14 protein-coding genes are annotated in these 13,164 nt (G+C 56.4%); 5 read left to right on the top strand and 9 right to left on the bottom strand.

All coding sequences use genetic code 11. The features are described from left to right. Positions 1 to 11: 11 nt before the first annotated feature. From L1249_RS08585 to L1249_RS08565, 5 genes are all read right to left on the bottom strand, one after another. On the bottom strand, positions 12 to 362 hold the full coding sequence (locus L1249_RS08585; protein WP_044629128.1) for a TusE/DsrC/DsvC family sulfur relay protein: 351 nt from the start codon (positions 360 to 362) through the stop codon (positions 12 to 14). Between the two features lie 4 nt (positions 363 to 366). Then, entirely contained in the window at positions 367 to 657 is a 291-nt protein-coding gene (tusB, locus tag L1249_RS08580; protein WP_062361177.1) for a sulfurtransferase complex subunit TusB, read from the bottom strand. A gap of 12 nt (positions 658 to 669) precedes the next feature. After that, entirely contained in the window at positions 670 to 1,035 is a 366-nt protein-coding gene (gene tusC / locus L1249_RS08575; protein WP_062361175.1) for a sulfurtransferase complex subunit TusC, read from the bottom strand. A gap of 12 nt (positions 1,036 to 1,047) precedes the next feature. Further along, positions 1,048 to 1,437: a sulfurtransferase complex subunit TusD gene (gene tusD / locus L1249_RS08570; protein ID WP_172416154.1), complete on the bottom strand. Its 390-nt coding sequence runs from the start codon at positions 1,435 to 1,437 to the stop codon at positions 1,048 to 1,050. A gap of 101 nt (positions 1,438 to 1,538) precedes the next feature. Next, a complete protein-coding gene (locus L1249_RS08565) occupies positions 1,539 to 2,219 on the bottom strand; it encodes a Bax inhibitor-1/YccA family protein (protein ID WP_062361173.1) in 681 nt (226 codons plus the stop codon). A 150-nt stretch (positions 2,220 to 2,369) separates the two neighbouring features. Here L1249_RS08565 and L1249_RS08560 point away from each other — a divergent pair, with 150 nt between their 5' ends. Next, positions 2,370 to 2,585: a hypothetical protein gene (locus L1249_RS08560; protein ID WP_044629133.1), complete on the top strand. Its 216-nt coding sequence runs from the start codon at positions 2,370 to 2,372 to the stop codon at positions 2,583 to 2,585. 12 nt (positions 2,586 to 2,597) lie between these two features. Here L1249_RS08560 and L1249_RS08555 read toward each other — a convergent pair whose 3' ends face one another. Both L1249_RS08555 and L1249_RS08550 read right to left on the bottom strand, forming a co-directional pair. Then, positions 2,598 to 4,961 (bottom strand): putative inorganic carbon transporter subunit DabA, encoded by a 2,364-nt coding sequence (locus L1249_RS08555; protein WP_172416155.1) that lies wholly within the window; start codon positions 4,959 to 4,961, stop codon positions 2,598 to 2,600. Next, the gene (locus L1249_RS08550; protein ID WP_137093173.1) at positions 4,958 to 6,553 is read right to left on the bottom strand and encodes an NADH-quinone oxidoreductase subunit L; all 1,596 of its coding nucleotides are present in this window, start codon (positions 6,551 to 6,553) and stop codon (positions 4,958 to 4,960) included. Before L1249_RS08550 ends, L1249_RS08555 begins: the two co-directional genes overlap by 4 nt. A 130-nt stretch (positions 6,554 to 6,683) precedes the next feature. On the opposite strand from L1249_RS08550, the gene L1249_RS08545 reads away from it, so the two are divergent. From L1249_RS08545 to L1249_RS08530, 4 genes are all read left to right on the top strand, one after another. Then, positions 6,684 to 7,571, top strand: coding sequence for a LysR family transcriptional regulator (locus L1249_RS08545; RefSeq protein WP_137093175.1), 888 nt, complete (start codon positions 6,684 to 6,686; stop codon positions 7,569 to 7,571). 525 nt (positions 7,572 to 8,096) lie between these two features. Continuing rightward, on the top strand, positions 8,097 to 8,372 hold the full coding sequence (locus L1249_RS08540) for a BrnT family toxin (RefSeq protein ID WP_044629137.1): 276 nt from the start codon (positions 8,097 to 8,099) through the stop codon (positions 8,370 to 8,372). Then, entirely contained in the window at positions 8,350 to 8,622 is a 273-nt protein-coding gene (locus L1249_RS08535) for a BrnA antitoxin family protein (RefSeq protein ID WP_044629138.1), read from the top strand. Before L1249_RS08540 ends, L1249_RS08535 begins: the two co-directional genes overlap by 23 nt. Positions 8,623 to 9,305: 683 nt before the next feature. Continuing rightward, positions 9,306 to 10,496, top strand: a complete 1,191-nt coding sequence (locus L1249_RS08530; RefSeq protein ID WP_235253514.1) for a tyrosine-type recombinase/integrase — start codon at positions 9,306 to 9,308, stop codon at positions 10,494 to 10,496. A 49-nt stretch (positions 10,497 to 10,545) separates the two neighbouring features. Here L1249_RS08530 and L1249_RS08525 read toward each other — a convergent pair whose 3' ends face one another. Both L1249_RS08525 and ltrA read right to left on the bottom strand, forming a co-directional pair. Further along, positions 10,546 to 10,833, bottom strand: coding sequence for a hypothetical protein (locus L1249_RS08525; protein WP_235253513.1), 288 nt, complete (start codon positions 10,831 to 10,833; stop codon positions 10,546 to 10,548). 308 nt (positions 10,834 to 11,141) lie between these two features. Beyond that, positions 11,142 to 12,449 (bottom strand): group II intron reverse transcriptase/maturase, encoded by a 1,308-nt coding sequence (ltrA, locus tag L1249_RS08520; protein WP_235253511.1) that lies wholly within the window; start codon positions 12,447 to 12,449, stop codon positions 11,142 to 11,144. Positions 12,450 to 13,164 lie beyond the last annotated feature (715 nt).

Raw genomic sequence — 13,164 nt, 5'->3', positions numbered from 1 at the left:
AAGGTTGCTTACTACAAGCAGTTCGTGGGCTTCGGCAACCCAGCAATACGAGCCAAACGTTTCGGCGGGCTGCCGGGGAATAGGCTCATTAAATAGACCGAGCGCCCTTTTTCCTCGCCTAATGCTTGCTTGGTGGCTTTGACTAGCGGTCGCATCGCTGGTGCCATTTCATAGCGGGCATAAAAATCCCGCACCACGCGAATGAGCTCCCAGTGCTCCTCTGTAAGTGTTAGCTCTTCATCCTTAGCTAACAAATCGGCAACCCCCTCGTCCCAGTCCCCTTGCTTTACTAAATACCCCTCAGGGTCGAGTTTGATTTGTTTATTAGCATCAAGATAACGGTATAAATTTTCATCACTCATTGATTTAGTACCATGACAGAATCTTAGTATGCTGCTCAGTCAGTTCGACAAAGCCTTCCATATCCACCAGGATTGCTTGGCTATTGAGCGCAGCTCCGCTTAAGCCGCGAGAAGCCGCATCCTCTTTTAGCACACACACGCTCACATCAGCCGCCGCATCCCAACCTTGCCAATCAGCATGCAGTAACGCCTGTACGGCATCTTCAATCAGTAAAATACCATCGCCCTCCGCAACGGTAGAGAGCATCTGCGCGGCCGCTTCGCTGTGCGGGGGCTTGTTCAGAATATGTAACATGTTGCTGCCCGCTTAAAAATTCATGACATAGGAGTGACGCTGTACCAATTCGGGTAAGGTATCGTCGGCCACCACCGTGGCCCCATCCACTAGTTGGGCTGCTTGCAAGTTCAACGCATCCAGCGCGCTTTGAGGCACTAGCAGCTGGTCGATATCATACATCTCCAGCATATCAATGGTCGGTAGCGTTGCCTTTTGTCCTGGCGCACCGGCTGCCTGCTCTTTGAGAAGCGCCAGCACTCCCTGGCCAAGAAACAATAGACTAACCGTTTGGCCAAAAGCCGCAGCGACCAGCGCTACATCTAGCCCTTCTCTCAAGGCATTGGAGCTATAGGGGGCATGGCGAATAATCACTAGCCGCTCGTGTTCATGACTCATTGGGCGCTCTCTCTAGGCAAATGTGATTAAACGGTCACAACGCTGCTGAAGCGTCAGCAGTTGCCCTAACCCGGTTAACTCAAATGGCGCATCCAGATTAGAGTGCGCTTGCCCATGGCGTTTTGCCTCAGCTTCACTCATTACGCCACGGCGCAGCGCCGCCGCAATGCACACGTCCAGCATCACGCCATGCTCATGATGCAGCGCTATCCAAGCGTCGCGCATGTTGAGTTCATCCTGCGGAGGTGTCATTAAGCTGGAGGCGTTATGAATCCCTTCTTGATAGAAGAATACGCCCGCCACTTGATGGCCTCGGCTGATCACTGCTTTAGCAAAGCGCAGTGCCGAATGAGGTGCCGCACTTGTGTAGGGGGCACCCATGACTAATAAGCCGTACTCCATTGCATCATCTCGTGCCAATTCAACGAAAAAAAACAGACCCTACTGAGTAGGGTCTGTCATTGATGTCACTTCGATCAAGTGATCGCGTTCTTGCTACCCAATCAATCGTTGCTCATGATGCCCAGAATAGACAGCAGGCTGACGAACAGATTGTAGATAGAAACGTACAGCGTCACGGTAGCGAGGATGTAGTTGGTCTCGCCAGCGCGGTGCACAATTTCACTGGTTTGATAGAGAATCGCTGCAGAAGCAAACAGCACGAAGCCTGCAGAAACCATCAGCGACAGCGCAGGAATGTTGAAGAAGATGCCTGCAACCATCGCCAGAATCAACACGATGGCACCTGCCATCAGGAAATTGCTGAGGAAGCTGAAATCTTTCTTCGTGGTCAACGCAACCGCAGAGAGGCCGATAAACGTCAGGCCGGTCATAGCCAGCGCGTTCATAATCAGCGCACCGCCATTAGGCAACGTTAGGTACGTAGAAATAATTGGGCCCAGGGTAAAGCCCATAAAGCCAGTAAACGCAAAGGTCGACAGCAGTCCAACTGCGGAGTTAGCTGTTTTGTGAACCAGGAACATCAGGCCGTAAGCACCGATGAAGAATACAAAGATATTCATCTGCTGGATGCCCATCGCCACTGAGGCACCCGCGGTGACGGCAGAGAACAGCAGCGTCATTGCCAGCAGCGCGTATGTGTTGCGTAACACCTTATTGGCGCTCGCACTACTCACCGAACTGTGTGTTTGCGTTCTTGCCATATTCGAATCGTTAAAAGCCATGTATCTATGCTCCCTAGTAGTCATACTATCAACGGACAAGCATGCCGTTACCTAGTTCCAGACGCAAGTCTTTGTCTTCCACGCAATCCGCACGTTTTTACGCATCTCCTCTCGGCATGCTTTAACTCCCACATCGACTTGGACACTACAATGCGCTTTAAAATCCCCACTCCCCTCTCAGTAACGGGTATTTCTACACTTTCTGCCCTTACCTTTTCCACCTTATTACTTTCCACAACGGTCTATGGCTATACCCCTAGCGGCAAAGACATCACTTACGGCCTGAATGGCGAGAGTTTTGAAGGTTATTTGGTCTCCGCTGGAGAAGACGCTAAAGGCAGCGTGCTCATCGTGCCTCAGCGCTGAGTAGCTCGCCCCTCAAACGGCAACCGGCTGCCAGCCTTCTGGCGAATAGCGCTCAAGGCCGTTATCCCCCATCCGGGTGAGCCACAGCCAGCGGTGGTTGATTAAATCCGCCACCACCGGCTGGCGTTCAATAATCGCTTCGATGCGTTCTCTGGGCGCGTCGATCACCACGGTTAAGCGCAACGGCTCGTGATGAAGCTTCTCGCCATCGCGCAGCGACTGCTCCGGCAGGCCAATGCGCAGTTGGGGCGAATTACCTTCAATAACGCCCACATGGCCACCCACCACTGAATGCAGCAGCTTATTGCCAGCGCCGTACAGCCCAGGCACCACGGTAGACGCGTAGTACTGCAGGTTGATCCAACTGGCCACCAGCATCGGTGCCATCATCAGCCCTTCTAACACCTTGCCTTCTGGATCTTGCTCTGGGTGGTAGTCGTGCAAGAACGCGCGCCCTTCCAACGCTTTCCCTTGGGTACGCGCCCGTGGCGCTAAAATAAGCGCGGCGTTATTTACCAACCCCCACTCAGGTCGTGGTTGCGACCAGTCGGCACCGCGCGTAGCGAAGGTTTTCAGGCGCTCAATAGGGTCGGCGTCATCCACCCCCAGGTCAGGTGCCCGCTCTAGACGAGTAGCCTCACCCGCCACGTGTACACCGCTTTCAAATGCGGCCAGCGCGTCTTCTAGCGCTTCGGGCATCTGCTCATCCCGGTAGATATGCACGCGGTCGGTGAGCGTGCAGTGGGTGGCGGCCAATACATAAAACGGGCTGGGCAACGTCATACCCTCGTGCTGCAAGGCCTGCTGTACTTCTGGGTCGTTCAGCAGCGCAGCGGCCACCCGCGCATTCATGCCGCCTCCCTGCCCGCCGCAGGCCCCGCAGGTCAGCCCGGCGTGATGCGGGTTGTTTTCGCTTTGGGAGTCGTGGCCCACCAGCACCAGCAGCGACGCCGTGGGGGTTCCCAGCAGCGTTAGCAGGTTTTTCGCCAGCGCTATTTTTTCATGGCGGGCAATTGGCTCGCCGTCGTAGGTGTGGAAAAGCCCGGCGGGCGCTTCGCACTGGGGCACGGTTGCCTGTTTACGCAGGCTGTCTTTAATCAGCTTCCAGCCCCAGGCAATGCCGGTTGTTTCCACCAGGGTGAAGGTTGAAAGCGGCGCGTACTTCGCGTGGCGCACGCTTTGGCGCTGGCTCTCTTTTTGATAGCGCTGAACGCCCCGCTGCTGGGGATGCAAAGAGCCCACCCGATAAGCAGGTTTTAACAACCCCGGCACGCGGGGCTGGGCACGCTCGGGCCCTGTAGCCGCATCGGCCACCGGCATAGCGAAGAACCCCGCCACGCCTAAGGTGGCAACGGTAGGGGTGGCCTGCTCTAAATGGCGACGAAACCGCTCAGAGCGCACGTCGATACAGAACGCAGCCTGCACCTTAGGGGCTGAGAAAGGCTCGGCACTCGGCGCGGCTAACGTCATGGCTAGCGCCCGCTGATAGCCCAGCTCATAGGCATGCTGCCAACACCACAGCGCCTCATGCGCAGAAGTAATGCCCGCATCGGCGGTTTGCCACTGGGCAAACCACTCGCTCTGTTGGATGCTGGTGAGCTGGTCAACGCCTATCCACTCCCATGCCAGTACCATGGCAGCCAGCTGGGTAATGCCCGCCTCTGCCTGCTGGTGGGCGGTATGCCAACCAATGCCTTGGCACCAGGAAGCCCAGCCGTTAATCCGTAACAACAGGGTGTGGGCCAGTACCTCAAACGCTTCTGGGGTGAGCGCCCAATCCTCAGCTATTTGCTCAACCGCTGCTGTGGGGTCATCTGGCAGAGCTTGTAACGCCTGGCGCTGCGCTTTAGGGCAGCGCAGATCGTGTTGTGCCGACGTTTTCCAGAAGTGATAAAGCGAAGGCACAAAACGGCTTGCCCAGCGCTGTTGATGGTGATCGAAGTAGCTGGCACAGCTTTCCGCCAGCGGGTCAAACCCATCATGCCCTGCCAGGGAATCCCAGGCGCTGCGTAGCGGCGTTACCGGCTTTGGCGGTGTTGCCAAGTAGCTCACTAAGCTCTGCTCGCTATAGGCGTAGCCGCCTTGGCGCAGCGCCTGCTGCAGGTCTTGCGGGGTAATCCGGCCCGATTCCCAAGCGTTACGATAAAACTCGGCAGGCATGGTCATTGGCTGCCCGGCCCGGCGGCTGAGCGCTTGGCTCACCTGCTCAATGGGCTGATGTTTCAGGCCCCACCATGGGTTCACCGCAATCCACTGGTCCAGCGGCCACACCGGGGCAATGGCGTCAGTCGCGCGCTTTAGCGCATCGTGATACTGCTCTGGCGACGGCACTGACGAATGGTGTAAGGATGTGTCTACGGCAACAGGCTGACTCATGACCACTCTCCTTTTAAACCAGGGGCAAGCGATGAAGGACGCGACCAGGCACGAATGGGGGCCACCGCATCCACCGCACGCTGAAACGGCAGTGCCAGGTAAAGCCCCTGGCTAAAGTGAACGCGCCAGCGGGCTACCCAGGTAGCCTGAGGGAACAGCGTCACGGCCCCTGCGGCCAGCACTAGGCTTGCCAGCATCAGTGCCCCTAAAAGGCCTGCCGTGAGTGTTAAGGGCGTGTAGGCGCTGGACAGCGCCGGTGCCAACACGCTATGTAGCAAGGCATACAGCGGCACCAGGGCAAGCGCCATTCCTACCAGCGCTAAACGCTTGGGTTTGGCGGTGCCCACCGGCATGCCCAACAGCGTGCTGCCCACCGCCAAGCTAAGCAGTGCACCCAGCAGCGGATTATGGCTAACCAGCGAGGGCCACAGCATCAGTACCATCGCCGCGACAGCGGCCGCAGGCAGCGCAAGAGAAAGACGCTGACGCAGCGGTGCAAGCGGCAGGCGCTCACAGCGCGAGGCCCTCACGGTACGGCCAGACGCCAAGAAGGAGTGAGCTTTGTAAAGCGAGTGCGCCAACAGGTGAGCCAGCGCCAAGGTGTACGCCCCTACGCCAATTTCAAACAGCATAAAGCCCATTTGCGCGCAGGTAGACCACGCCAGAGCATGCTTGACGGAGGTTTGGGTCAGCATCGTCATCACCGCGACCAGTGCGGTAAAACCACCCACCGCAATGAGCAGGTAGTGGCCCAGCGTTAGGCCATCAAACACCGGGAACAAACGCAGCCACACAAAGCCCCCCAGGTTAATCACCCCCGCATGCAGCAGCGCGGAGACCGGCGTGGGCGCTTCCATCACTTTGATCAACCAGCCATGCATCGGCACCTGGGCGCATTTGCACAGTGCCGCGATGGCCAGCGCCACTGAGGCGGCCTCCACCTGCCAGCCGCTAGAGGACGCCGCAGCGGCCGCAAACAGCTCAGGTAGCTGAAAGGTACCGAAACGTGCATATAAAAGCACTACCGCTACAACCAGCGCCGCATCGCCTATACGGCTAACCACAAATTTTTGCCATGCCGCCCGTTGGGCTTCCACACGCTCAGGGTAGAGCGTTAATAAGTGGTGCAGCGCCACACTCACTCCCACCCAGGCAATCAGCATCACGACCAAGTGATGGGTAAAGACCAGCAGCATCACGCTTGCCAGCACCACCAAACACCAGGGCAAAAACCGACGCTCGCCACGGTCGCCCTTTAGGTAGTTCTCTGCAAAACGCAGCAGCACCGTGCCTAACAGGCTGATGAGTAGCGCCATCCACACGGCCAAACCATCCGGATACAAGCCCAGCGGCTGAGCGGCTTCGGGCAGGCCGGTAGGTACACCCAGCGCATCCAGCACCAGTAGCCCGCCCACCGCTAGGCTCGCGACCAGCGCGCTTGCCGCTAACCAGCGGCCTATTTGCCAAGCGCGCTTCAGCGATGCGGGCGTGCTGGCCCGTGCGCTGACGCCCGCCATCACTAACAGCGAAACCGGGACCAGTAACCACAGCGCTAGCAGTGATAGCACCGTTATGTTGATGAAATGTGGCATAGCCTTTCCCCTTCAGTCGTATGCCACAAACTATGCCCAGCTCGCCACCATATAAAAAATAGTTTATTTTTAAAGAACCGTTCTTTAAAACAGAACGAATAGCCAACACGCAGCCTGAGGCCCCTCTGCCATGAAGCTCAACTACCATCACCTTTACTATTTTTGGCAAGTGGCGAAATCAGGCCACCTGACCCGCACGGCCGAAGCGCTGCACGTGTCACAGTCGTCGCTTTCCCAGCAAATTCGCCAGTTAGAGGAGCGCCTAGGCCAAGCGCTGTTTATTCGCGAAGGGCGGCAGCTGCACCTTTCCGAAGCGGGTAGGATGGCGTTTGATTACGCGGAAATCATCTTCACCCAAGGCGAAGAGCTGAGCGCGCTGTTTGCTGAAGGCGGCCACGCCCATCGCGAAGTGGTACGCGTCGGGGCAGTGGCCACGCTATCGCGCAACTTTCAGGAAGGATTTGTACGGCCGCTGCTGGGCCGAGACGACCTAGATTTGATACTGCAAAGCGGTGGTCTGGATGACCTGCTAAGGCGGCTTTCGGCCCACAAGCTAGACGTGGTGCTCTCTAACCAACCCGTGCGTGGCGATAGTGAACACCCCTGGCGCTCCCAACGGTTAGCGCGCCAGCCGGTAAGTTTAATTGCAGCACCCCACCTCTCGCCGCCCCCTGCTTTTCCCAAAGGCTTAAACGGCCACGCGTTTATTCTGCCTGGGGTTGAAAACGCCACTCGCCACGCCTTCGACCAGCTGTGCAGCCACTACCGGCTAACGCCCAAGATTGCCGCCGAAGTCGACGACATGGCAATGATGCGCCTATTGGCGCGGGACACGCAGCACATTGCCGTTATGCCCCCCGTGGTAGTACGTGACGAGCTGCACAACTGCACGCTAAAAGATTACGGCGCGCTGCCCGGCGTATGGGAAGAATTCTACGCCATTACCATTCAACGCCGGTTTGAATCCCCCAGCCTAAAAGCGCTGCTCACTCGCTCTGGCGAATCGCTGCTGGATTAGCGCGTAGGCAAGCGCTCTACTTAGCCAACAAGCCCGCCACACCCCGCTCGGCGGCTTCAATGGCACCGGCTAAATACCCGGCATACTGTTCACCCCATTCGCTACCAATGCCAGTTAAGCAAAGCTGCCAAGGCCCCATCGCAAGCGCGAGCAGACGGTGCTATCCCATGATGCTCGCTGGGCTGTTGATCAGTGTGGGTAGCGGTGAACGTCTCCTGCGCCCAATCTTTAATCACATCCCGCGTTGGGTTAGCCGCCTCAGGGCCAACAACCTGGCGAGCTGAGCGCGGCAGTGCTGGCGCAAGGCTTCATCGCCCACCTGCGCTCGTACACGCTCAGCCCCCGCAACACACTAAGGTAGGTGGGCGCTTTACCTTCCCCGGCTTGCCCGCTTTCAAGCGGTGGCCAGGCAGCCCAAGCTAATAATGGAATACCCTACCCCAGCAAACAACGGCGTAGCTATGACCCTAGCGCCAGCTAGATAGAACTTTCCTTTCTTTCTTTTTGTCCATACAATTAAATAACATGATAATCGACTTTGACCCGAACAAAAGCGCTCGCAATGAGGAGGAGCGCGGCTTACCTTTCACAGCGGTTGAACGCTTTGATTGGGACGGCGCGCTATTCCATGAAGATGACCGCTACGACTATCCAGAACAGCGCTTCATCGGGTTGGGCAAGATCGGGCAACGGGTACACGTGGTGTGCTTTACGCCCATTGAAGGCGGCATACGGGTTATCAGCCTGAGGAAAGCCAACACACGGGAGGTAAGGCGCTATGAAAACGCGGCTCACGAATAAAGACGGTGAAGTAAGAGAACTCACAGACCAGGACGTTAAGCAGATGCGCCCTATGTCTGAGGTGTTGCCCGCTAACCTACAACGCGCCATTGGTCAGCGTGGCCGCCAGCAGGCACCCACCAAGGTAAAGACTTCCATCCGCTTATCGCCGGAAGTGATCGAGCACTTCAAGGCGCAAGGTGAAGGCTGGCAACGGCGCATAGATCAGGCGCTAAAGACGTACATTCAAGAGCACAGCCACAGCCGCTAAGGTGGCGTGTGGCTATAATTCCGACTCTCTGAAGGAATCACGCTAAATCAATGCGTTGCCCATAGTTTCAGCGTAAAAGGTGCGGTTCGTCACCTTTTACGGCTGGCTATGACCACCACCTCCACAGCATCGAATGCTTGAGACTTCGACTAAACAACAATCAACCGCACCCGGTGCGGCTCGCTCACATCAATTTCAGCGCTACTTGTCACCCGGCCCCAGCGGGAGTTCGGCGGGGCGTGTCGGCTGACTAGCGGCGGGATCGGTGGCGCTCGCTACAGCGCGGCGGCCCATATCGGTTAGGTGCCCAGCAGAATGAAAGGCTAGAAAGAAGGTCAGGAGGGGAACCGACTTTTCACCATGAAACTGGAAATCTATCCAGTATGACTACCTGAGAATAGCTCTCAAAAAAATGGTTAGAAAAAGTGGTTAGAATGCAAAAAAATCAAAGCCCGCAAGTCGTTGACTCTACGGGCTTTTTTAATAATGGCGGAGGGACAGTCCGTATACTACACATCCCACAACATCTACCTAAATCCAGCAAACCACTGATTTAAAATAAAAAAATAGTCAACATAGTCCAATCCCATCCACTCACATACAACGTAAAACAGAGCTCAAGTATGGGCTGGTGTATGGGCTGAGATATGGTACGCTAAAAACCTAATTCGGAGGTAGCGGCCATGGGCAAACTCACAACAAAAGGCGTTCAAAAACTTGTCAGGGAATCAAAGCCTGGCCTGACTAATGATGGGGATGGGCTGTACCTCAAAATTGGAAAAGGTGGCGGCGCAAGCTGGATTTACCGTTTTCGCTGGAGTGGCAAGCTGAGAGATATGGGTCTCGGTAGCTATGCAGATACGTCCCTATCAGAGGCGAGAGAGATTGCTTCTGAACAACGCAAGCTCGTCAAGCAAGGCATCGACCCGCTGTCAGCACGTGAACAGAAAGCTGATACAGAAGCGGGGCCTGTAACGTTCACTCATTGTGCAGCGCGCTACATTCAGTCTCACCGTCGCAGCTGGCGAAACGTAAAGCATGCGCGCCAGTGGGTAAGTACGCTAAAAACATACGTGCGCCCGGTAATAGGCAACCTCCCAGTAGAGGAGGTCACCACGCAGGATATATTGAAGATTTTAACGCCTATCTGGACGGCCAAAAACGAGACCGCTAAGCGTGTACAAGGGCGTATTGAAAACGTATTAGACTTCGCAGCAGCACATGAATATCGCGACCCGGTTAATCCTGCCCGCTGGCGTGGCCATCTCGACAAGCTGCTGGCTAAGCCATCACGGATACAAAAGGTGAATCACCACCCTGCTATGCCTTACGAGCAAGTAGCGGCGTTTATGAACTCAATTCAGCATTACAACAGCATGTCTTCTAAGGCGCTGCAGTTCCTCATATTGACCGCTACTCGCACGTCAGAAGTACTCAATGCTGAGTGGCATGAAATCGACATAGCAAAATCAACTTGGCAGATACCCGCCACACGTATGAAAGCGAATCGTGAGCACAGGGTGCCATTATCTAGTCAAGCAGTAGATCTGCTTCTTACTCTCCCGCGCATGAAAGGTAACAACCATATTTTTCCAGGCATGAAAACTGGCCGCCCACTTTCCAATATGTCTCTTTTACAGTTCATGCGGGGGCTGGGGTACGGACCAAACGGCGAGCAAGGTTACTTTGTACCCCACGGTTTCCGCTCAAGTTTTAGGGATTGGACAGGCGAGGTAACGAGCTACCCTAGGGATGTAGCTGAAATGGCGTTAGCACATGCCATTGAAAACAAAGTGGAAGCCGCATATCGACGTGGAGATCTGTTTGAAAAGCGTAGAGCAATGATGCAGGAATGGGCGAATTACATCATTTAAGGAACAACTGTCACATTTAGGCGCTGCTGGGTACAGCGCCTAAAATCCTTCAGAACGAGTAGAATGGTGTTTTACAGCCCATCGCGGGAGAGTCGACACTTGGCAGTGCTGCCGCAGAGCCACGACTTGGAAGCTCCACACGCATACCATCATCTGTCACAGCAATAATACTTGTGGCTTTGCGCATGCGTTCCCAAGCATAAAGAAACCCTCCAGCGTGCGCGCGTGAATTAGTGAAATGTGGGCTGGATATTTCATAACCATCTAATACAAGATTGAACTCACCCTGACGATCATTCCCATAAGCGATACCGTCAATAGTCAGCGTCATGCTCACTGGGTTTTCATCATTACATGCAATGTACAAACTCAGCAGAGCCGTTAGAGCTTACCGCCATATATTCTGCCGTTCCTTGACCCCAACCACTTGCCCAGGCACCAGGCTCACCAAAGTAGGGATTGGCAGTAACAGGTACAGCCAACAACCCAATCACGCAAGAAACTAATAAAGCAGTTGATATTTAGCTTTTGAATGCTGCAATGAAACTAGAGTTATTGGTCGGGTAGACCGGACGATTGCTCGTTCCGGCCCCCCACAGATCCGAGCGTGCGCGATTGACGCACTCGGCTCCTCAACCGTCAGGTTCACACGAAGGACGCTCGGTGCACGATTCTCGCTCGCGGTAACGGGAGTGTCAGCAACAGTTGCCTTGCCTTCTCCCACGGGAACCATCCTCTCTGTGATCGCCTCCTGAGCCACTTGATCCAGGTTGTCTGAACCCTGTATTGGAAGCGTTGCAGAGACTCGATGTTGTGGGTTATCCCGTAGTACGCATAGTGCCCCATAACCTTTCGACAGAGTTGGCGGTGCTGATCACGCAGGGGCAGGTGGCAGTTGGCTCGGCACCACAGCGAAATTCGCTTCAGGCCTCGCTTGAACCGGTCCTTGGCCGTTTTCTGCTTGATGATCCAGCGTCCACGCAGGGACTTCCCCCAGTAATAGGTAAAGCCCAGGAAGTCGAAGGTCTCGGCCCGTAGCTCGCGATGTGGCCGAAACCGTACCAGCCGAGTCTTGGTCGGGTGCAGGGTAAGGCCGAAGCGCGCAAAGCGCTTGGCCAGTACCTCCAGCACCTTGCGGGCATCAGCTTCGTTGCTGAAGGCGAGCACGGCATCATCGGCGAAGCGCACCGAGAATGCTCGTCCGCGCAGGCGTGGTTTGACGTCTTGCTCAAACCACTCATCCAGCACGTAGTGGAGGTAGACATTCGCCAGCAAGGGGGAAATCACACCCCCTTGTGGGCTGCCTATCTCGCCCTTCTGCCATTGCCCGGCGTCCAATACCCCGGCCTTGAGCCACTTGCCGATCAGGCGGAGGATCACGCCGTCCTTCACTCGTTGCTGCAGAAACGCACGCAGGTGCTGGTGGTCGATCGTGTCGAAGAAGGCTTTGATGTCCAGATCAATGACCCAGCCTCCGCCCATCGACATCAGGCCATTCCTCACCGTTCCGATGGCCTGATGCGCCGAGCGCCCCGGCCGGAAACCATACGAGCACTCGTGAAAATCATGCTCATAGAGCGGCTCCAGCAGGGCCACCACGGCACGTTGCAGGACCTTGTCTTCGAAGGTAGGAATGCCAATCGGCCGTGTGGAGCGCCCGTCTCCCTTGGGAATATTGACGCGCCGCACCGGCGGCGCCCGGTAGCGACCGCTCTTGGCCGCTTCCAGCAGACGCTGGACGTTAGCCTCGAAGTCGCGCGCGAAGTCGTCCGCCGTCTGGCCGTCGATCCCGACGGCGCCGTCACGGCGCGTCATCAGGTAGGCCGTCCTCAGCCACTGGGCGTCGATATGATGCGCCAGTGACGTGAAGGCACGCTGCGGAAAGCGCTCTGCCAGCGCTGCTATCCGCACTTGTTTCGTGGACATGACCTCAGGTTCCTGTGCACCTGTCATGTTGCCCTCGTGCAGTTCTGATGATTGGCCGCCCCTTCCCTCCAGCGGGTCCCGTCGAGTAGGTTCCCCGCCTTCTTCGGTACTATGAGCGACTCCGACTCCCGCCCTTCCATCCGGCTGGCTCCTTATGGTCGCCTGGCCGTACCCCCTGAGTGCCTGTTGTTTGCTTCCGGTACCGTCAGGCACGACAGCACCGGACCGGGAGCTTTCGCCGCAGGCAGCCCCATGCCTGTACCTTTGTCGTTCAGAGGAGAAGGACGGGCCTCCCAGGTTCCTGGGAAACCCCTGTATGGACATGCCCTGCTCTTCGACCCCGGCGGCCCTTCCCTGCCAAGCCATACGGCAGGGTCGTGTTGCCTTCCAGCATTTGAAAACTGTCGGCGACTGCCACTACCACAATTTCGGGGCTCTATCACACGGCCTATCCACTCGCTGTGTACGCTTCGCAGCGGCGGTTACCCGACACCACGCAACACTCGCTGCCGGCTGGTGGCTAGCCTTGGCCGGGTGGGACTTTCACCCACTGGGTTTCACGACATCCTTTCCACCTTCTCGGTTTCCCGGATGTCCAGGCTTTGCCTGGCGCACTCAAATTCTGTGTATGGCCGGTCAGGCGGCAGTCCTGTCTGACTGATCGGTCAAGGGTTCGCCGTCCTTGAACTGGACGTTGTTCACGACCAGCTCCAGCTTGTTGAACCCCTTGATCCGCTTCCAG

The sequence above is a fragment of the Halomonas sp. Cn5-12 genome (assembly GCF_021532545.1).
GTDB lineage: Bacteria > Pseudomonadota > Gammaproteobacteria > Pseudomonadales > Halomonadaceae > Vreelandella > Vreelandella aquamarina.
The sequence above is the reverse complement of the archived record's forward strand: the minus strand, read 5'-3'. Positions and strand labels throughout refer to the sequence as shown.

Coding starts and splice junctions, on each gene's coding strand:
- L1249_RS08585 (WP_044629128.1), bottom strand. CDS start 362: ATGAGTGATGAAAATTTATACCGTTATCTTGATGCTAATAAACAAATC.
- tusB (WP_062361177.1), bottom strand. CDS start 657: ATGTTACATATTCTGAACAAGCCCCCGCACAGCGAAGCGGCCGCGCAG.
- tusC (WP_062361175.1), bottom strand. CDS start 1,035: ATGAGTCATGAACACGAGCGGCTAGTGATTATTCGCCATGCCCCCTAT.
- tusD (WP_172416154.1), bottom strand. CDS start 1,437: ATGGAGTACGGCTTATTAGTCATGGGTGCCCCCTACACAAGTGCGGCA.
- L1249_RS08565 (WP_062361173.1), bottom strand. CDS start 2,219: ATGGCTTTTAACGATTCGAATATGGCAAGAACGCAAACACACAGTTCG.
- L1249_RS08560 (WP_044629133.1), top strand. CDS start 2,370: ATGCGCTTTAAAATCCCCACTCCCCTCTCAGTAACGGGTATTTCTACA.
- L1249_RS08555 (WP_172416155.1), bottom strand. CDS start 4,961: ATGAGTCAGCCTGTTGCCGTAGACACATCCTTACACCATTCGTCAGTG.
- L1249_RS08550 (WP_137093173.1), bottom strand. CDS start 6,553: ATGCCACATTTCATCAACATAACGGTGCTATCACTGCTAGCGCTGTGG.
- L1249_RS08545 (WP_137093175.1), top strand. CDS start 6,684: ATGAAGCTCAACTACCATCACCTTTACTATTTTTGGCAAGTGGCGAAA.
- L1249_RS08540 (WP_044629137.1), top strand. CDS start 8,097: ATGATAATCGACTTTGACCCGAACAAAAGCGCTCGCAATGAGGAGGAG.
- L1249_RS08535 (WP_044629138.1), top strand. CDS start 8,350: ATGAAAACGCGGCTCACGAATAAAGACGGTGAAGTAAGAGAACTCACA.
- L1249_RS08530 (WP_235253514.1), top strand. CDS start 9,306: ATGGGCAAACTCACAACAAAAGGCGTTCAAAAACTTGTCAGGGAATCA.
- ltrA (WP_235253511.1), bottom strand. CDS start 12,449: ATGACAGGTGCACAGGAACCTGAGGTCATGTCCACGAAACAAGTGCGG.